The following is an 18,915-nucleotide window of genomic DNA, read 5'->3' on the forward strand; positions in this document are numbered from 1 at the left end:
TTCTTGCGGCGACGTGGGGGCGTCGTCCAAGTGTCCGCCAAGAACCGGTCAGGTGGGGATCGAGCGGGCGTGGGCGGCGAGGCCGAGCATGCCGGTGCGGGTGGCTTCGTCGGCGATCGCGACGATGTCCCGGCTGCGTTCGGGCGAGACCGGGCGCAGTTGGGCGCGCAGCAGACGGCACCGCAGCAGTGTCGGTGGGCTCGATGTGCGGGTCGCGAGGTCCTCGGCCCGGTCCAGCAGCACTGCGGCGTCGTCGGTGCGTCCGAGCAGTGCGTGCAGGCGCGCGCAGACCTCCGCCACCGAGCCGATCACCCCGACCTGTCCCACCGTCGCGATGCGATCGGTGAACGGATCGAGGAGCTCGAGGAACATCTCGGCGTAGTCGACGAGGGCGAGGTCGGCGACGACGCGCGCGATGAGTGTGCGGTGACCGAGCGTCGTCCAGGTGAAGGGTGCTCCCTTGGCTACCCACTGTTCGATGTCGCGGATCACCGCCGCGGTGTCCCGGCGGGCGCCGGCGATGGCGATGCTCCAGGAGTCCGGTTCGACGGTGCCGGGATCCGCGTCGGCGAGGGTGCCGTACTCCCACTCGAGGGTATTGGTGGCGAGATCGGAACTGCCCGCCGTGTACAGCTCGGTCTGCAGGTGGAACTGTGTGGCGGTGTCGTAGTGGCGCCGGGTCTCGGCGAAGTCGCCGTGCCACGCCGCGAGGGTCGCCTCCATCCATCGCAGCTGTACGCGCAGCACAGGCAGACGCAGCAGGTCGCAGCCGGCGATGCCCCGGCGGACGTGGAACGTGGCGGCGTCGACGTCCCCGAGGTTCATCTGCGTCATGCTCGCGACGGCGTGGGCGATCACCTCGTCGAACCGCGCCTGCTGGTGCGGAAGCGCGAGAAGTTCGTCGGTGAGACGGGCGGATTCGTGACTGTGTGTCGCGACCCCCGAGTAGAGGAGGATGCGGCCCAGCAACGCGTCGGCGACGACGTCCGGGTCGGCGAGTTCGCGTGCGATCTCCAGCGCGGTGCGGCTCATCCCGTCGGGGACGGACGAATCGGGGTGATAGCAACTGCCCACGGCGAGCGCCGCGAGCACCCGGGCATGCGCCGCGCGGTCGGTCGCGACGAACGGTTCGAGTGCGGCGAGGCGGTCGAGGACCGGTCCCGGATCCTTACCGTAGGACACCCACGGCCACGCGCCGGCCGCGCGCAGCAGCGCTGCAGCCAGGCGCCCGGCCGTCGACGTGCGGCCGTCGCGGACCGCGTCGAGCAGACCGGCGTCGACGACATCGAGTACGGTCTGGCCGCGACCCGCCCGGGCGAGTGCCTCGACGCGCGCGACGAGCAGATCGTCGCGGTCGCCCGGGGATCGTTCCGCGGCGGGCAGCAGGTCGAAGGCCCGGACGGCATCGTCCCACCAGCGTGCCGCCTCCTCCGAGTTCCACCTCTCGGTGGCCTCGCGGGCGGCGGTGACGCAGGCGTCGAACACGATGCGAGGGTCGACGAGCGGTAGTGCCGCCATGAGGTGCCGGGCTCGTCTGCCGGCACGATCCGGGTCGGAGGAGTCCGCCAGGACCTCCGCGACGCGTGCGTGCATGCGTTGGCGGCGGATGGCGGGAATCGCCGCGAGGACCTCGTCGCGGAGCAGTCCGTGGGCAAAGGCGTACCCCCGCAATCCGGGATCGGCGACGATGATGCGTTCGTCGGCGGCGTCGTCGAGGTAGTCGGCGAGGGTGTCGGGATCGAGGCGGGTCGCACCGGCGAGGATGTCCATCTCGATGGTGTCGCCGACGACCGCGGCCACTCGGAGCACCTGCAGGACGGCGGGTTCCACCGCGGCGAGCCGCCGCGCGAGGACCGAGCGGACCGCCATGGGGATGCCCCCGTCGAGGCGTTCGTCCCGGGGAAGACGTGCGTATTCGGACACGAACAGCGGGTTACCGCCGGTCCGTTCGGCGAGCAGGCGGGCCTCGTCGGCGTCGAGCGGTGCGCCGCTCACATGTCCCGCCAGGGCGGCGACCTCGGATTCGGCGAGCGCCGGGACGTCGATGTGCCGGTTGCCTTCACCGTGCAGCACGGCGTCCACGAAGCGCTGGACGGTGGGGGTCGTCTCCGAGTCGCGGAGTGTGCACACGAACCAGACGCCCCGCTTGTGCAGGGCTCCCACGAGATACAGCAGGCAACGTAGGGAGGTCGGGTCGGCCCATTGGATGTCGTCGAGCACGATCGTGAGCACGGGAGTCTGCGCCGCGGCCGTTTCGACGACGCCCAGAATCCGCTCGTAGACCGCGAAGCGCGCTTCGTCGGATTCCACTCCGGTGGGCGGGATCAGGGTGGTGTCGGCATCGGCGCCGAGTTCGCGCAGGATGCGCCGGATCGGCCACCAGGCGGGCGCTCCGTCGTCCTCGAGACACCGCGCCCACACGGTGGTCCCGCCGATCGCGGCGGTCCTGGCGTCGCATTCCTCGGCGAGGCGGGTCTTGCCGATGCCGGCGGGTCCGGTGAGGACGACCCACCGGGTCGCGCCGGAGCGGACCTCGTCGAGCATGCGGTCGAGGGTTCCGGTCTCGGAGGTGCGCCCGACGAAGATGCGTCCGGGGCCCGGCGCCGGGGTGGGCGCGGGGACGGCGGGCGCGGCCGGTGCCGGAACCTCCTCCGCGCCCGTCCATCCCGGGGTGCGGGGCCACGCCGCGAGTCCCGGTTCGTGCCGGAGGATCGCGCCCTGCAGGTCGGTGAGTTCGGTGCCGGGCCGCAGCCCCAGCTCGGCGTCCAGTCTCGTCTCGTGGACGCGGAACTGTTCGAGTGCTTCCGACGAACGCCCCGCTCGGTGCAGGGCGAGCATGCGCAGCCAGCAGGTGCGGTCGCGGAACGGGAACTCGCTGCACAGTTCGGTGGCGTCGACGAGGGCGGGAGCGAGGCGACCGAGGGCGAGCAGCGCGGTGATCCGGGTCTCACGGCATTCGGTACGTACCTCGTCGAAGGATGCCGCCGCGACCTCCACCCAGTGTTCGTCGCGCAGGTCCTCGAGGAGATGCCCCCGCACCGAGTCGAGGGCACGGTCGGCGATGTCGAGTGCGAGCTCCCATTCCCCGTTCTCGGCGTGCCGACGGGCGGCCTCGGCGTCGTCGAGGAAGCGGGCCAGGTCGACCGACTCGGCCGGGATGTCGAGGACGTAGCCGGGAGGTTGGCGCACGATCGGGGAGGCCGCACCGCTCTCCCCTCTCAGCACCCTGCGCAGATTGGAGATGTACGCCTGGATGCTCGCCATCGCGCTGGCGGGCGCGTCGTCCTGCCACAGGGCGTCGATCAGCCGGTCGGTGGAGACCACCCGCCCCCGGTTGAGCAGCAGGACGGCGAAGACCGCTCGCTGCTTGCGCGGACCCAGATCGACCTGCGACTCCGACGAGGGCCCCGCCGGGTCACTCGTCGACGCGACCCGAACCACCTCCAGCGGTCCGAGCAGTCGGTACATCATGTGGTGAGCCCCCCTCGACCCCGGCCGAACTATGCGATCGTTGCAGTGTAAGGACAGTTTTCGCCGGGTGCGCGGCGACTTCTCATCCCGTCACGGCCGGGAATTCGACCGTGTCGCCCTCGGTGTCCCCGAACGCAGGTACAGTCTGCCGCCGGGTGCGCAGGCAGGCCACACACACCACCGCTCCGAGGGCCGCGACGACCGCCGCCGCCACGAGCGCCCCCTGCAGGCCGGCCACGAAGTCCTGCGGTGACCCGCCGGGCAGCAGCGACTCGGCGGGCAGGAACACCCCGAGCACCGCGACGCCGACGGCGATGCCGGTCTGACGGAACGCGTCGTTGATACCGGCCGCGAGACCGGAATGATCCGCGGTGCTCTCCCCGAGGACGATCCCGCTCATCACCGGGTTGAAGACACCCGCGGCCGCGCAGGCCACCACGAGTCCCGGCAGCAGGACGTACTTCGAGCTGTCCGCCTCGGCGACCGTCATCATGAGCAACCCGACGGCGACGAGCGCCAGCGAGCACGACAACGAGACCCACGCGGGGACGACACGATCGAGTTTCGCCGTCGTACCGGCGACGACGAACATGGCGACGGTCGCGGGCAGGTACACCAACCCCGCCTGCACCGGCGACAACAGCAGGACATTCTGCAGGTACAGGGTGGTGTAGACGAACACCGCGAACAACGACGCCGAGATGGCGAAGGCCGCGACCTGCGCTCCGGCGAAGGCCCGGTTGGCGAGCAGATGTGGCGGCAACATCGGTTCGGCGGTGCGCATCTCGTGCACGACGAAGGCGACGAGGGCACCGGCAGCAACGACGAACGCGAGCACCGGCTGAGCATCGGACCACCCGATCTCGTGGCCGCGCAGCACGGCGAACACGAGCGCCGCCAGTCCCACCGCGGCCAGGAACTGCCCCGGCACATCGGCGCCGCGCGGGCGGGGATCCCGCGATTCGGGCACCCAGCGCAGGGACAGGAGCAGGGTCACGAGGCCGATCGGCACGTTGACGAAGAAGATCGCGCGCCAGTCGAGCAGTTCGGTGAGCAGACCTCCGACGAGCGGGCCGACCGCGAAGGCGCCGCCGATGGTCGCGCCGTAGGCGGCCAGGGCCGACGCCCGTGCCGGCCCCCGGTCGAAGACGTCGGCGAGGAGGGCGAGCGAGCAGGCGAACAGGACCGCCCCACCGATGCCCTGCACGGCCCGGGCGAGATCGAGGAACCAGATCGTCGGGGCGAGGGCGCACAGCAGCGAGGCGACCGTGAACCAGACGAGGCCGGCGACGAACACTTGGCGGCGGCCGCGGCGATCGGCCCACGACCCGGCACCGAGGACGACTGTGGCCAGGGCGAGGGTGTAGGCGTCGATCACCCACTGCAGTGGACTCACGCCCGCGTCGAGGTCGACGGCGATCGACGGCAGTGCGGTGTTGACGACGGCGATGTCGAGCATGAGCATCGCCGTCGTCACACATACCACCAGCAGCGTGATCCGCTTCGTCGCGGTGCTTCTCGCAGGGATCGGTGTGGTCATGGAACGTCCTTCCGTATCGAGGTGTGTGGACCTCGGACACGGTGCATCGCGTCGCTTGGGACGAACCGGGTGTACTTCTTGGACCGCTCGGCAGTCACCGACATCTCCCCGTCGGGACGACCGGGGATCACACACCGATCACGACAGGGTCACGGGGCAGTTGCAGGCCGCTCGGGACCGGACACACCCCCTCCTACCTGGGGCAAATGCGGAGAATTCGACGTCGTGTCCGATATCGTCGTTGCGAAGCGTCCGTCCCGGCTCGTCCCGAGCATTCGAGAAGGCAGGCCATGCGATCCTCCACCTCAACCACAGGTCGGCATCGCCTCGGCATGGAAAACGGTGTTCACTGCATCCTCATCCCCGAGGTCGCTGCCGCCCTCGCCGAGCACCGGCGGAACTGGTTCACCGCGCTGCTGACGAACGCGCGCCACAGCCACGCCGCGATGCGCAAGCGGGCGACGGCCCTGCCCGCGCAGTGGGCCACTCCCGCCGTGGGGTGAACTCGCCGTGAGCTGAGCACCTGCCACCGACGACATACGAAGACCGGCCCCCTCCGTTGCGGAGGGGGCCGGTCTCGTCGTGGTCCCGGGCGTGGTCCCGGGAGCCGTTGCGCCGGAGCAACGAGCCCCTGTAGAACGCGGACGGCCCCGCACCGAAATGGTGCGGGGCCGTCCGTGGAACCCTGTGTCAGGCGTTGCCCGACAGCTTCTCGCGCAGAGCGGCGAGCTGGGCGTCGCTCGCGAGCGATCCGCCGCCGGTCTCCGGAGCCGCCTCGGCACCCGACTCGGACGAGTAGTTGCCACCGGACACGCCGGCCGCAGCCTCGGCAGCCTCGTCGGCAGCCATCTTCTCGATCTGAGCGGTGTGCATCTTGTGGCGACGCTCGGCCTCCGCGTAGCGGGACTCCCACTCCTCACGCTGCTTCTCGTAGCCCTCGAGCCATTCGTTGGTCTCGGGATCGAAGCCCTCGGGGAAGATGTAGTTGCCCTGCTCGTCGTAGCTGTCGGCCATGCCGTACTTCGACGGATCGAACTCGGCGGTGTAGTCCTCGTTCGCCTGCTTCAGCGACAGCGAGATACGACGACGCTCGAGGTCGATGTCGATGACCTTGACCATCGCGTCGTCGCCGACGGCAACGACCTGGTCCGGGACCTCGACGTGGCGCTCGGCCAGCTCGGAGATGTGGACGAGGCCCTCGATGCCCTCCTCGACGCGGACGAACGCGCCGAACGGAACGAGCTTGGTGACCTTGCCCGGCACGATCTGACCGATCGCGTGGGTGCGGGCGAACTGACGCCACGGATCTTCCTGCGTCGCCTTGAGCGACAGGGAGACGCGCTCGCGGTCGAGATCGACGTCGAGAACCTCGACGGTGACCTCGGTGCCGACCTCGACGACCTCGGACGGGTGGTCGATGTGCTTCCAGGACAGCTCGGAGACGTGCACGAGGCCGTCGACACCGCCGAGATCGACGAAGGCGCCGAAGTTGACGATGGAGGACACGACGCCCTTGCGGACCTGGCCCTTCTGGAGCTGGTGCAGGAACTCGCTGCGGACCTCGGACTGGGTCTGCTCGAGCCATGCGCGGCGCGACAGGACCACGTTGTTGCGGTTCTTGTCGAGCTCGATGATCTTGGCCTCGATCTCCTTGCCGACGTACGGCTGGAGGTCGCGGACGCGACGCATCTCGACGAGCGACGCGGGCAGGAAGCCACGCAGGCCGATGTCGAGGATCAGGCCGCCCTTGACGACCTCGATGACGGTGCCCTTGACGGCCTCGTCCTTCTCCTTGAGCTCCTCGATCGTGCCCCAGGCGCGCTCGTACTGAGCACGCTTCTTGGACAGGATCAGACGGCCTTCCTTGTCCTCCTTGGTGAGAACAAGAGCCTCGACCTCATCGCCCACCGACACGACCTCGTTGGGGTCGACATCGTGCTTGATGGAGAGCTCGCGGGACGGGATGACGCCTTCGGTCTTGTAACCGATGTCGAGCAGCACCTCGTCGCGATCGACCTTGACGATGGTGCCCTCGACGATGTCGCCATCGTTGAAGTACTTGATCGTGGCGTCGATGGCGGCGAGGAAATCCTCGGCGGAGCCGATGTCGTTGACGGCTACCTGCGGCGAGGTGACGGTGGTGGAGGCCATGTGTTGAGTTGCTCCGGACGGGTTGATAGTCGGTTGGTCAAATTCGGTCGGGCACGTGAAACACCCACTGCGATACGGCGATGTGCGAGTCACGGCGAGTTCCTCGCTCGGCCCTGGAGCCGAACTGCGGACACTCGCGATCACCAGGCTACGCGTCTCGAGGGGACCCGGGCAAACCGATATCGGGACCGCTCCCCCGCACCCGATAGGCTCACACACATGTCGGGCTCCGCGAACACCCCTTTTCCAGACCTTTCGGGCGCCCCGGAGGGAACCGACGAGGAGGCCGCGCGCCACGCGGACGCCGAGACGATCCTCGGCGAGACCCGCCCCACCCGGACCCGCCTCGGCTCTCTCGAGAGCGAACGCGCGAACCGGGTGTGGTGGGACGCCGACACCGACGACTACCACCGCACGCACGGCGAGTTCCTCGGCGTGGATTCGGCCGCCGGCGAGTTCGTGTGGTGCCCGGAAGGGCTGCACGAGGGCGATGTGCAGTTGCTCGGCCCGGTCGCCGGCCGCGACGTCCTCGAACTCGGATGCGGTTCGGCGCCGTGCGCCCGCTGGCTCGCCGGACAGGGCGCCCGCGCGGTCGGTCTGGACATCTCCATGGGGATGCTGCAGCGCGGACGCGCGGCGATGGCCGCCTCCGGCCCGACGGTTCCGCTCGTGCAGGCCGGCGCCGAGAACCTGCCCTTCGCCGACGCAAGCTTCGACATCGTGTGCTCGGCGTTCGGCGCGGTGCCCTTCGTCGCCGATTCCGCCCGGGTGATGCGCGAGGTCGCGCGGGTGCTGCGGCCCGGCGGACGGTGGGTGTTCTCCGTGAACCACCCGATGCGGTGGATCTTCCCCGACGACCCGGGCGAACAAGGCCTGGTCGCGATGTTCCCGTACTTCGACCGGACGCCCTACGTGGAGGTGGACGCGACGGGCCGGGCGACCTACGCCGAACACCACCGCACGGTGGGCGACCGGGTGCGCGAACTGGTCGCCGCCGGCCTCGAGGTCTACGACATCGTCGAACCCGAGTGGCCCGAGCATCTCGACCGCGAGTGGGGGCAGTGGAGCCCGCTGCGCGGTTCGATCTTCCCGGGCACCGCCATCTTCTGCAGTCGCAAACCCGCCTGAACCCGATTCACAACAGGCGGGACAGGAACTCCCGGGTCCGGCTCTCCTTCGGGTCGGCCAGCACCTCGCGGGGATCCCCGGCCTCGACGACCACGCCGCCGTCCATGAACACGAGCTGATCGGCGACCTCCCGCGCGAAGCCCATCTCGTGCGTGACGACGACCATCGTCATGCCGCCCTCCGCGAGGTCCCGCATCACCGCGAGCACCTCGCCGACGAGTTCGGGGTCGAGGGCCGAGGTGGGCTCGTCGAACAGCATGAGCTTGGGATCCATGGCGAGTGCGCGGGCGATCGCGACGCGCTGCTGCTGGCCGCCCGACAGCTGCGCGGGATAGGCGTCGACCTTGTCGGCCAGCCCCACCCGCGCGAGCAGATCCCGGGCCTTGTCGACCGCCTCGTCGCGCTTGAGCTTCTTCACGAGGATCGGCGCCTCGACGACGTTCTCGAGCACGGTGCGGTGCGGGAACAGGTTGAAGTGCTGGAACACCATGCCGATGTCGCGGCGCTGCTTCGCGGCGGCCCGCGGGTGCAGTTCGTACAGCTTCGAACCCCGCTCGGCGTAGCCGACGAGATCGCCGTCGACGTACAGGCGACCGGCGTCGACGCGTTCGAGGTGATTGATGCACCGCAGGAAGGTCGACTTGCCCGATCCGGACGGGCCGATCAGACAGGTCACCTGGCCGCGCCCGACCTCGAGCGAGATGCCCTTGAGCACCTTGACGGCACCGAAACTCTTGCAGACCCGGTCGGCCCGCACCATCGGCGTGTCGACGGACGTCATATGCCTTCCTCCCCCGGTGCGCCGGGCTTCGGCGTCGGCTTGCCGGCCTCGGTGACCGGTGCGTTCTGTGCGTCGGCGAGTGCCTGCAGCTGGCGGGCGGTGAGCTGCCGGCTCAGGCCCTTCGAGTAGTGCCGTTCGAGGTAGTACTGGCCGATCATGAGCAGGCTGGTGATCGCCAGGTACCAGGTCGCAGCGACGAGCAGCAGCGGGATCGGCTGGAAGTTCGCACCCGAGATGTCGCGGGCCCGGCCGTACAGCTCGAGGCTGTAGGGCACGGCGGCGACCAGCGAGGTGGTCTTGAGCATGCTGATCAGCTCGTTGCCGGTGGGCGGGATGATCACCCGCATCGCCTGCGGCAGGACGGTGCGGCGGATGGTCTGCGACCACGACATGCCGAGCGCGGTCGACGCCTCGAGCTGCCCCTCGGGCACGGAGGTGATGCCGGCGCGCACGATCTCCGCCATGTAGGCCGCTTCGTTGAGTGCCAGACCGATGACGGCGAACAGGAACGCTGCGTTCAGGCCCTGCACGTCGATGTGGACGAACTGGTGGACGAACGGGATCCCGAGGTCGATCTGCTTGTAGATCGACGGGAACAGTCCCCACAACACGAGCTGGACGTACACGGGGTACCGCGGAAGACCCACAGGTACAGCCATGCAACGGAGCGCAGCACGGGATTCGGGGACAGACGCATCACGGCGAGCACCACGCCGAGAACGACGGCGATGGCCATGGCGAGCACCGTCAGCTGGACGGTCTTCCAGGCGGCTGCAGTGATGCGGGCGTCGAACAGGTACTGGGCGTAGATGTCCCAGCGGTACGCCTCGTTGGTGGCTGCTCCCCAGGCGAACAGCCCGAGTGCGATCAGGACGATCGCGCCGGAGATCCATCGTCCGGGATGCCGCAGGGGTACTGCGCGTATCGGCTCCGGTTCGTCCGGTCGCGGTTCCGCGGATCTCGCGGACGTGGACTCGCTCATGGTTCCCTTTCTCAGCTCGTCGCGCCGTTGATCTGCGAGGTGGTGATCGCGCCGTCCTCCATGCCCCAGCGCGCGGTGATCTCGTCGTATGCACCGGAGTCGATGAGGTACTGCACCGCCTGCTGCAGTACGGGACCGAACGGCGAACCCTTCGCGACGACGAAGCCGTAGGGCGCGGCGTCGAAGACCTCACCGGCCGGTTCGAGTCGTCCCTCGCTGCGGGCGATGACGTACGCCGTGACCGGTGAGTCGGCGGACAGTGCGTCCACCCGGCCGAGGATCAGGGCGTTGGCGGCCTCGTCCTGGCTGTCGTACTTGACCTTGTCGATGGGCGGCAGTCCGCGGGCGACGCACTCCTCGCTCTTGGCGGGGACCTCCTCGAGGTCCTCGATGGTGGTGGTCTGCACCGCCACCCGCAGGCCGCACGCGTTGTCGGGGTCGACGGATTCGCCGGTGCGCTGCGCCCACTGCACCCCGGCGCTGTAGTAGGTGACGAAGTCGACCGATTCCTCGCGTTCCTTCGTGTCGGTGAAGGACGACGAACCCATCTCGAAGGTGCCCGCCTGGACCGCCGGGATGATCCGGTCGAAGTCCGCTTCGTTGAGCACCGCCTCGAGTCCGAGAACGTCTCCGAGGGCCTGGACGAGTTCGACACCGAAGCCGACGATGGTGCCGTCGTCGTCCTTGAACTCGTTGGGGGCGTACGGGACGTTCACTCCGACCTCGAGGGTGCCGCCGTCGGCGATGTCGGGCGGCAACCGGCTCGCGATGGCGTCGACCTTGTCGACGGTGACGCGGTCGCCGGGCGGGACGGTCGATTCGGTGTTCACCACGCACCCGGTCGCGAGGGTGAGCACCGCTGCTCCCGCCGCCAGCCTGCTCAGGGTCCGGACGCGACGACGCCCCCACGAGGTCGCGCGGCGGGTGTGCACTGCTCGATTCACAGTCGAACACTATCCAACCCGGGAGGGGTGCGAATGCAAACCCGAAGCTCAGGCCTCGAGGCGGGCGATGACGGCGGCGGTGAACTCGTCCGTCGACGCGGTGCCACCGAGATCGGCGGTCGCGACACCCGCCGCGACGGTCGTGCGTACCGCGTCCTCGATGGCGCGGGCGGCCGCGGAGAACTCGATGTCCGCGCGCGCACCGACACGGTCGAGAAGCATGGCGGCGGAGAGGATCAGCGCGATCGGGTTGGCGCGGCCCTGCCCGGCGATGTCCGGTGCGGCGCCGTGCGCGGCCTGAGCCATGGCCTTGGTGCGTGACGCGTTGATCGACGCCGCGGTGCCGAGCGAGCCGGACAGTTCGGCGGCGAGATCGGACAGGATGTCGCCGAACATGTTCTCCGTCACGATTACGTCGAACTCGGCGCCGCGGCGGACGAGCAGCGCGGCCATCGCGTCGACGTGCTGGTCGTCGACGGTGACGCTCGGGTAGAGACGACCCACTTCCTGGCACACGTCCCGGAACAGGCCGGTCGTGCGGGCGAGCACGTTGGCCTTGTGCACGATGGTCACGCGCTTGCGGCGACTGGACGCGAGGTCGAAGGCGGTGTGCGCGATGCGTTCACAGGCCGCGCGGGTGATCACTCCGACCGCGAGTGCGATGTCGGGGGTGGGCATGAACTCGCCGCTGCCGACGGCCATGTTCCGGTCGGCGTAGAAACCCTCGGTGTTCTCCCGGACGACGACGAGATCCATCTTCGGTGACACCGACGCCGCTCCCGGCAGTGCGCACGCGGGCCGGATGTTCGCGTACAGGTCGAAGTGCTTGCGGATCCGTCCGCCGGGTGTGAGCTGCCCCCGGAACTCCGGTGGGTACGAGGCGCTGTCGTGCGGGCCGAGGATCCACGCGTCGAGTTCGGTGAGGGTGTCGAGGGTGACCTGCGGCAGAGGGCTGCCGTGCGTCTCGATCGCGGAGGCGCCGACGGGCAGCGGCACCCACTCGACTGCGACCCCGGCTGCCGCGACGGCGGTGTCGACGATCCTGCGGGTCGCCGGCACGATCTCGGGACCGATGCCGTCCCCCTCGAGAAGTCCGATGCGGTGGCTCTGAAGCGTTGCGGTGTCGTCGGTCACCCGGTCATCATTGCCTACCGTGGTCCAGTCGGTGGAACTCCTCCTCGACGCCCCGCTCGACGCGGCGGTGCGCGACGAGTGGACGCGGCTGCTCGACGCCGGTCTGCACAGTCAGGGACGGGTCCGTTCCGAATCCAACCGTCCGCACGTGACGCTGTTCGTCGCCCATGCCGTACCGGACGAACTCGAGGACGCGGTGCGGGCCGCCATCACGGTCCGGCGGCTCACCCTCCGGCTCGGTGGCGTGGTGATCTTCGGTGGCCGGTACGCGACGCTCGCCCGGACGGTCGTGCCGTCGATCGAACTGCTCGAACTCCAGGCGCGGGTGTTCGAGGTGCTTTCGGACTGCCCCGGGATCCCCGCGCACATCCGGCCCGGTGAGTGGACGCCGCACGTCACCCTCGCGCGGCGGGTACCGGCCGCGCGCGTCGGCGCGGCGGTCCTGGCGGCGCAGACCCCGGAGCGGCAACTGACCGGGTCGAGTGCGGGCGTGCGGCGATGGGACGGCGAGGCCAAGCGGGAGTGGCTGCTCACCTGAGCAGGGGGCGGTGGGCGGTTCAGAAGCGGTAGTCGCCGAACTGCGTCACTTCCATATGGGTGTCGGGTGTGCGTCCGGTGAGGGCCAGCACGTCGAGGAGGAGGAAGACCGCCAGAAGTAGGAGGACCAGCAGGATCATGCTTCGAGCCTGCCGCGCCGGGAACCGGCCCGACAGTGGCAGAGCCGTCGGAGAACATCGATTTTCTGCCACCGCGGTGTCACACTGGATGCCGTGTCCGGAACACCTGGAACCGCCGGCCGGCTCGAGAAGGTGGTCGTCCCCGTCCTCCCCTACGTCGAGACCTTCGAACTCGGCGTGGCGTGCGAGGTGTTCGGGTTCGACCGCTCCGACGACGGCCTGCCCACCTACGACTTCCACCTCGTCGCCGCGACCTCCGATCCGGTGCGCACCCGCTTCGGCTACACCATCGAGGTGCCGCACACGCTCGATCTCCTCGACGACGCCGACCTGATCCTGCTGCCGGCAGTGAACAGCGAGGGCATCGCACTCGACGACGAGCGCCTCGAACCGTTGTTCGCGAAGCTGCGCGCCGCCGTCGACCGCGGCGCGCGGGTGGCGAGCATGTGCACCGGGGCGTTCATCCTCGGCGCGGCCGGGTTGCTCGACGGACGTCGCTGCACGACCCACTGGATGCACGCCGACCGTCTCGCCCGGACGTATCCGACGGCGCAGGTCGACCGGGACGTGCTCTACGTCGACGACCATCCGGTCCTCACCGCCGCAGGCACCGCGGCCGGCATCGACCTGTGCCTGCACATCGTCCGCTCCGCCCAGGGAGCCCAGGTCGCCAACACGATCGCCCGGCGCATGGTGGTGCCACCGCACCGCGACGGTGGGCAGGCTCAGTACGTCGCGATGCCGCTGCCCGAATGCAAGGACGAGTCGCTCGCACCGTTGCTCGACTGGATGAGCGAGCACCTCGACCGGGAACTCCCTGTGGCCGCACTGGCGCAGAAGGCGCACATGTCGGCGCGGACCTTCGCGCGGCGTTTCGTCGCCGAGGTCGGGGTCACGCCCGCGCGCTGGCTCCGCGACCAGCGGGTTCTGGCCGCGCAGCGCCTGCTCGAGGAGACCGACCTCCCGATCGACGTGGTGGCCGACCGCGTCGGTTTCGGTACCGCGGCGGTGCTGCGCCAGCATTTCCTGCGCCTGCGGCAGACCACGCCGCAGGCCTACCGACGGACCTTCCGGCGGTCCGTCGACCCGGTCGGCGTGGGACGCCACGAACCGGCCGGCGTGTGACGTATCCCTCGATCGACACGTCCCGACGGCACCCCCGGAGCGGGCGCGTCACGTAGCGTGGCGGAAGGAACCCCGTCACGCCGCGTGGCGGAGGGAACGAACGGGAAGAAACAACGGCGGCCGGATGTTGGACCCGTCGACACGCCCGACCGAAAGGATTTCCGTGGCAACCAAGGCTCTCACCCAGCAGGACTTCGACGAGGTCGTCACGAGCAACGACATCGTGCTCGTGGACTTCTGGGCCGACTGGTGCGGTCCCTGCAAGCAGTTCGCCCCCACCTTCGAAGCATCGTCGGACAAGCACCCCGACGTCGTGCACGCGAAGGTCGACACCGAGGCCGAGCAGGCCATCGCGGCGGCGGCGAACATCCGCTCGATCCCCACGATCATGGCGTTCCGCGAAGGAATCCTCGTCTACAACCAGGCCGGCGCTCTTCCGCCCGCCGCTCTCGAGGATCTCGTCTCGCAGGTCAAGAACCTCGACATGGACGATGTACGCAAGCAGATCGCGGAGGCTCGCGCCGAGCAGGGCTGACCCACTCGCGTCGACGGCACCCGTCCCCGGTGTTCCGGGGGCGGGCGCCGTCGTCTGTACAGCTCCGTGTACTTGCCGCCGGTGTGCCTGCGACTCAGTGCGCTGCGGCGTCCCAGCTGCGGCCGTAACCGACCGAGACCTCGAGCGGCACCGACAGCTCGATGACGGAGTCCATCTTGTCGCGCACGAGCGCCTCGACCTGTTCGCGCTCGGCCTCGACCACTTCGAGCACGAGTTCGTCGTGCACCTGCAGCAGCATCCGCGACCGTAGTCCGGCCTCGTTCAGGGCCTTCTGCACGTCGATCATCGCGACCTTGATGATGTCGGCGGCCGTGCCCTGGATGGGGGCGTTGAGCGCAGCGCGCTCGGCGATCTCCCGGCGCTGCCGGTTGTCGCTGTTGAGGTCGGGCAGGTACCGGCGGCGGCCGTAGAGGGTGGACGTGTAGCCGACTTTGCGGGCCTCCTCGACCACGTTGTAGAGGTAGTCGCGCACGCCGCCGAAGCGGGTGAAGTAGGCCTCCATCTGCTCGCGGGCCTCGTCGGTGGAGATCTTCAGCTGCTGGGCGAGTCCGTAGGCGCTCAATCCGTAGGCGAGACCGTAGGACATCGCCTTGACGCGGCGACGCAGCTCGGGGGTGACCTCCTCGAGCGGCAGCCCGAACGCCCGCGACGCCACGAAGGTGTGCAGGTCCTCACCCGTACGGAAGGCCTCGATGAGCCCCTCGTCGGCCGACAGGTGCGCCATGATGCGCATCTCGATCTGGCTGTAGTCGGCGGTGAGCAGCACGTCGAAACCGTCGCCCACCACGAAACCGTCGCGGATCCGGCGACCGGCCTCGGTCCGCACCGGGATGTTCTGCAGATTCGGCTCGGTCGACGAGAGCCGGCCCGTCGCCGCGACGGTCTGGTTGAAGGTGGTGTGGATGCGACCGTCGTCGGCGATGGACTTGATGAGCCCGTCGACGGTGGTCTTCATCTTGGTGTGCTCGCGGTGCGCGAGGAGGTGTTCGAGGAAGGGGTGGCCCGTCTTGTCGAACAGGTTCTGCAGGGCGTCGGCGTCGGTGGTGTAGCCGGTCTTGGTCTTCTTCGTCTTCGGCATCTCGAGCTCGTCGAAGAGCACCACCTGCAGCTGCTTCGGCGAACCGAGATTGATCTGCTTGCCGATCACCTCGTAGGCGGCGTTCGCGGCGGCGGCGACCTGGGCCGCGAATTCGGACTGCAGGTCGTGCAGGTGCGTCGAGTCGACGGCGATGCCGGTGGCCTCGAGATCGGCGAGGACCTCGAGCAGCGGCAGTTCCATTTCGGTGAGCAGGCGCACCGACTCGATCTCGCCGAGTTCGGTGTCGAGGGCCGCGGCGAGGTCGACGACGGCGCGCGCCGCGAGGATCTGCGCCTCGGCCGCCTGCGCGTCGGCGGCGTCCTCGTCGTCGAGCAACGAGAGTTGTTGCGCACCGGTGTCTTCCACCCGCAACTCACGCTTGAGGTAGCGCAGCGACAGGTCGTCGAGCTTGAACGAGCGCTGGCCGGGCCGCACCAGATAGGCGGCGAGCGCGGTGTCGCTGGTGATGCCGGCGAGCGTCCAGCCGCGCCCGCGCAGCGCGTGGATGGCGAACTTCGCCTCGTGCACGGCCTTCTCCACGGCGGGGTTCGCGAGCCACGCGGCGAGGGCGTTCTCGTCCTCGGGCGTGAGCGCCACCGTGCTCACATAGGCGCCCTCACCGTCGGCCCCGGCGACGGCGATCGCGGTCGCGTCGCCTCCGTAGGGGGTGCCGGTGCCCACCACGGCGAGACCGTGACGTCGACCCGCCGGGGCGTGTTCGGCGAGCCAGTCGCCGAGGGCACCCGGCTCGACGATCCCGCCGCGCACCTCGAAGCCCTCCTCGGCCTCGGGCTCGGCCGACGAGAGCGTCTCGAACAACCGGTCGCGCAGCACCTTGAACTCGAGATCGTCGAACAGGCGGTGGATACGGTCGCGGTCCCACGGGGCGAGGGCGAGCTGTTCGGGGGTGTACGGCACGGCCACGTCGCGCACCATCTCGGTGAGCTGGCGGTTGAGCAGCACGTTGGACAGGTTCTCGCGCAGCGCGTCGCCGGTCTTGCCGCGCACCTCGTCGACGCGGTCGACGAGTCCGCTCAGGCTTCCGTACTCGCGGATCCATTTCGCGGCGGTCTTCTCGCCGACGCCGGGGATGCCGGGCAGGTTGTCGCTCGGGTCGCCGCGCAGCGCCGCGAAGTCCGGATACTGCGCGGGGGTGAGCCCGTACTTCTCCTCCACCGCCTCGGGGGTGAAGCGCGTCAGGTCGGAGACGCCGCGCCGCGGATACAGCACCGTGATGTCGCCGTTGACGAGTTGGAGCGCGTCGCGGTCGCCCGTCACCACGAGCACCCGGAAGCCCTGGGCGTGCGCCTGTGTCGCGAGCGTGGCGATGATGTCGTCGGCCTCGTAGCCCTCGATCGCCATCACCGGGATCCCCATCGCGCCGAGGACGTCCTTGGTGAGGTCGATCTGACCCTTGAAGTCGTCGGGTGCGGCGCTGCGCTGGGCCTTGTAGGCGGCGAACAGTTCGGCGCGGAAGGTCTTGCGGCTGACGTCGAATGCCGCCGCGACGTGCGTGGGCTGCTCGTCGCGCAGCAGGTTGATGAGCATGGAGGTGAACCCGTAGACCGCGTTCGTGGTCTGCCCGCTGTGGGTCTTGAAGTTCTCGGCGGGCAGCGCGTAGAACGCGCGGAACGCGAGGGAATGGCCGTCGAGGAGCAGCAGGGTCGGGCGGTCGTCGGAGGCCGCGGTGGACGTCGCGGAAGTGGATGCACGGGTCACGCGTGCCAGTCTAGGGACCGAGGACGACAGCGTCGGCCGCACCGCCCGACCGGTGCCTCTCCGGCATGTGCGAACACTCGTTGTCCGAAGAAACGAGACCGAAACGTCCGGGTGATCCAATTTTTCCCGTGGACGTGCGATCCAGCCGCTATAGTCCCCTGTCACGACACCGTAGTCCGGCGTCGTCGCGGTTCGCGATGACGCCCCGGGCGCAGTGCCGCGCTCGATGACAGCGCACCAACCGGGAGGACCTGCGTGGCCCCTACCTCGGGATGTCGGCGACGACCGACCTCGACCCTCCACCGATCGGTCCGCGCCGCACTCGTCACGCTCGCGAGTGTCCTGTTCGTCCTCGTCGGCGCCGGCCTCTCCTCCGCCCAGGATCCACCGGACCCACCCTCACCGCCCGCGAACACGGCACCGGCCGCACCCGACGAGGAGTCCGCGGAAGGGGTGACCGTCCGCGGAACGCTCAACAATGCCGGGGAACGACTCGACGGTGTCGTCGTCCGTGCGACCACCGAGGGCGGCGAGGTGGTCGCGGAAACCGAATCGGCCGACGGCGGGCGCTGGGAACTCACCGTTCCGCCGGGCACCTACGTCTTCGAGGTCGACACCGAGAGCCTGCCCGACGACGTCACCGTCCAGACCTCGGTGACCCGCGACGTGGCGCCGGGACGGGCGAACACGGTGATCTTCTCGTTCGGGGAGGCGCGCACCGGGTCGACGGTGGCGTGGGGCGAGACGCTGGTGCGCACCATCGTCGACGGTCTGCGTTTCGGTTTGGTCATCGCGATCGCCGGAGTGGGCCTCAGTCTGATCTTCGGCACGACCGGCCTGACGAACTTCGCCCACGGCGAGCTGGTCACCCTCGGGGCGGTCGCGGCGTGGATCTTCAATGTCACCCTCGGTGTCCAGCTGATACCGGCCACGATCCTGGCGGTGATCGTCGGCGTCGTCATCGGCCTGCTCAACAACGCACTCATCTGGGCTCCGCTCCGGCGCCGCCACACGGGCCTGATCGCCCAGCTGGTGGTGTCGATCGGCCTCGCGATCTCGTTGCGCTATCTCATCCTGGCCTTCTATTCCGACCGCACCCAGCCGTTCGACGACTACCAGGCACAGCAGCAACTGGTGTGGGGGCCGGTCGCGATCACCCCGGTCAACCTCGCGTGCATCGTGATCAGCCTGGTGGTGCTCGTCGGCGTCGCCCTGCTGCTGCAGCGCACCCGGATCGGGAAGGCGATGCGCGCCGTGGCCGACAACCGCGACCTCGCGGCGTCGTCGGGGATCGACGTCGAACACGTCATCCGGTTCGTATGGGGGCTCGGGGGTGGGCTCGCCGCGCTCGGTGGCGTGCTGTTCGGCCTGTCGGAGCTCGGTGGACGCGTGCAGTGGGAGATGGGATTCAAGCTGCTCCTGTTGATGTTCGCCGGCATCATCCTCGGCGGCCTCGGCACCGCCTACGGCGCGCTGGTCGGCTGCGTCGTGGTGGGTCTGCTGGTCCAGCTGTCCACCCTCGTCATCAATCCGGACCTGAAGTACATCGGCGGTCTGCTCGTCCTCATCGTCATCCTGGTCATCCGCCCCCAGGGCATCCTCGGCAGTCGGACAAGGATCGGGTGACCC

13 protein-coding genes and 1 pseudogene are annotated in these 18,915 nt (G+C 69.3%); 6 read left to right on the forward strand and 8 right to left on the reverse strand.

Annotated elements, in window-relative coordinates; translation table 11 throughout:
- Positions 1-48: 48 nt before the first annotated feature.
- Together AC0LPE_RS13555 and AC0LPE_RS13560 are read right to left on the reverse strand one after the other, a co-directional pair.
- Complete coding sequence (locus tag AC0LPE_RS13555) at positions 49-3,471, reverse strand: ATP-binding protein (RefSeq protein WP_490604665.1); 3,423 nt, start codon at positions 3,469-3,471, stop codon at positions 49-51.
- 82 nt (positions 3,472-3,553) lie between these two features.
- Positions 3,554-5,011, reverse strand: coding sequence for an MFS transporter (locus tag AC0LPE_RS13560; protein WP_145691078.1), 1,458 nt, complete (start codon positions 5,009-5,011; stop codon positions 3,554-3,556).
- Between the two features lie 290 nt (positions 5,012-5,301).
- On the opposite strand from AC0LPE_RS13560, the gene AC0LPE_RS13565 reads away from it, so the two are divergent.
- The gene (locus AC0LPE_RS13565) at positions 5,302-5,514 is read left to right on the forward strand and encodes a hypothetical protein (protein WP_016934979.1); all 213 of its coding nucleotides are present in this window, start codon (positions 5,302-5,304) and stop codon (positions 5,512-5,514) included.
- A gap of 187 nt (positions 5,515-5,701) precedes the next feature.
- On the opposite strand, the gene rpsA is transcribed toward AC0LPE_RS13565, so the two are convergent.
- Positions 5,702-7,162: a 30S ribosomal protein S1 gene (rpsA, locus tag AC0LPE_RS13570; protein WP_016691436.1), complete on the reverse strand. Its 1,461-nt coding sequence runs from the start codon at positions 7,160-7,162 to the stop codon at positions 5,702-5,704.
- A 219-nt stretch (positions 7,163-7,381) separates the two neighbouring features.
- Here rpsA and AC0LPE_RS13575 point away from each other — a divergent pair, with 219 nt between their 5' ends.
- Complete coding sequence (locus AC0LPE_RS13575; RefSeq protein WP_202400262.1) at positions 7,382-8,290, forward strand: class I SAM-dependent methyltransferase; 909 nt, start codon at positions 7,382-7,384, stop codon at positions 8,288-8,290.
- Positions 8,291-8,297: 7 nt separating this feature from the next.
- Here AC0LPE_RS13575 and AC0LPE_RS13580 read toward each other — a convergent pair whose 3' ends face one another.
- The 4 genes and pseudogenes from AC0LPE_RS13580 to AC0LPE_RS13595 form a co-directional block, all read right to left on the reverse strand.
- A complete protein-coding gene (locus AC0LPE_RS13580) occupies positions 8,298-9,071 on the reverse strand; it encodes an amino acid ABC transporter ATP-binding protein (RefSeq protein WP_160876885.1) in 774 nt (257 codons plus the stop codon).
- A pseudogene (locus AC0LPE_RS13585) lies at positions 9,068-10,053 on the reverse strand (amino acid ABC transporter permease). Before AC0LPE_RS13585 ends, AC0LPE_RS13580 begins: the two are co-directional and overlap by 4 nt.
- Before the next feature lie 11 nt (positions 10,054-10,064).
- Positions 10,065-10,937, reverse strand: coding sequence for an ABC transporter substrate-binding protein (locus AC0LPE_RS13590; RefSeq protein WP_229568343.1), 873 nt, complete (start codon positions 10,935-10,937; stop codon positions 10,065-10,067).
- Between the two features lie 108 nt (positions 10,938-11,045).
- A complete protein-coding gene (locus AC0LPE_RS13595; protein WP_490604666.1) occupies positions 11,046-12,131 on the reverse strand; it encodes an isocitrate/isopropylmalate dehydrogenase family protein in 1,086 nt (361 codons plus the stop codon).
- A 19-nt stretch (positions 12,132-12,150) separates the two neighbouring features.
- On the opposite strand from AC0LPE_RS13595, the gene AC0LPE_RS13600 reads away from it, so the two are divergent.
- The 3 genes from AC0LPE_RS13600 (at position 12,151) to trxA (ending at position 14,468) form a co-directional block, all read left to right on the forward strand.
- Positions 12,151-12,669, forward strand: a complete 519-nt coding sequence (locus AC0LPE_RS13600) for a 2'-5' RNA ligase family protein (protein WP_160876879.1) — start codon at positions 12,151-12,153, stop codon at positions 12,667-12,669.
- 232 nt (positions 12,670-12,901) lie between these two features.
- The gene (locus tag AC0LPE_RS13605; protein WP_490604667.1) at positions 12,902-13,933 is read left to right on the forward strand and encodes a GlxA family transcriptional regulator; all 1,032 of its coding nucleotides are present in this window, start codon (positions 12,902-12,904) and stop codon (positions 13,931-13,933) included.
- Between the two features lie 163 nt (positions 13,934-14,096).
- On the forward strand, positions 14,097-14,468 hold the full coding sequence (gene trxA / locus AC0LPE_RS13610) for a thioredoxin (RefSeq protein ID WP_016691445.1): 372 nt from the start codon (positions 14,097-14,099) through the stop codon (positions 14,466-14,468).
- A 94-nt stretch (positions 14,469-14,562) separates the two neighbouring features.
- Here the strand turns inward: trxA and polA are convergent, their stop codons facing one another.
- The gene (gene polA, locus AC0LPE_RS13615; protein ID WP_088898383.1) at positions 14,563-17,286 is read right to left on the reverse strand and encodes a DNA polymerase I; all 2,724 of its coding nucleotides are present in this window, start codon (positions 17,284-17,286) and stop codon (positions 14,563-14,565) included.
- 255 nt (positions 17,287-17,541) lie between these two features.
- Here polA and AC0LPE_RS13620 point away from each other — a divergent pair, with 255 nt between their 5' ends.
- On the forward strand, positions 17,542-18,912 hold the full coding sequence (locus tag AC0LPE_RS13620; protein ID WP_490604668.1) for a branched-chain amino acid ABC transporter permease: 1,371 nt from the start codon (positions 17,542-17,544) through the stop codon (positions 18,910-18,912).
- Positions 18,913-18,915: the final 3 nt, after the last annotated feature.

It is taken from the genome of Rhodococcus sp. S3 (assembly GCF_058211795.1).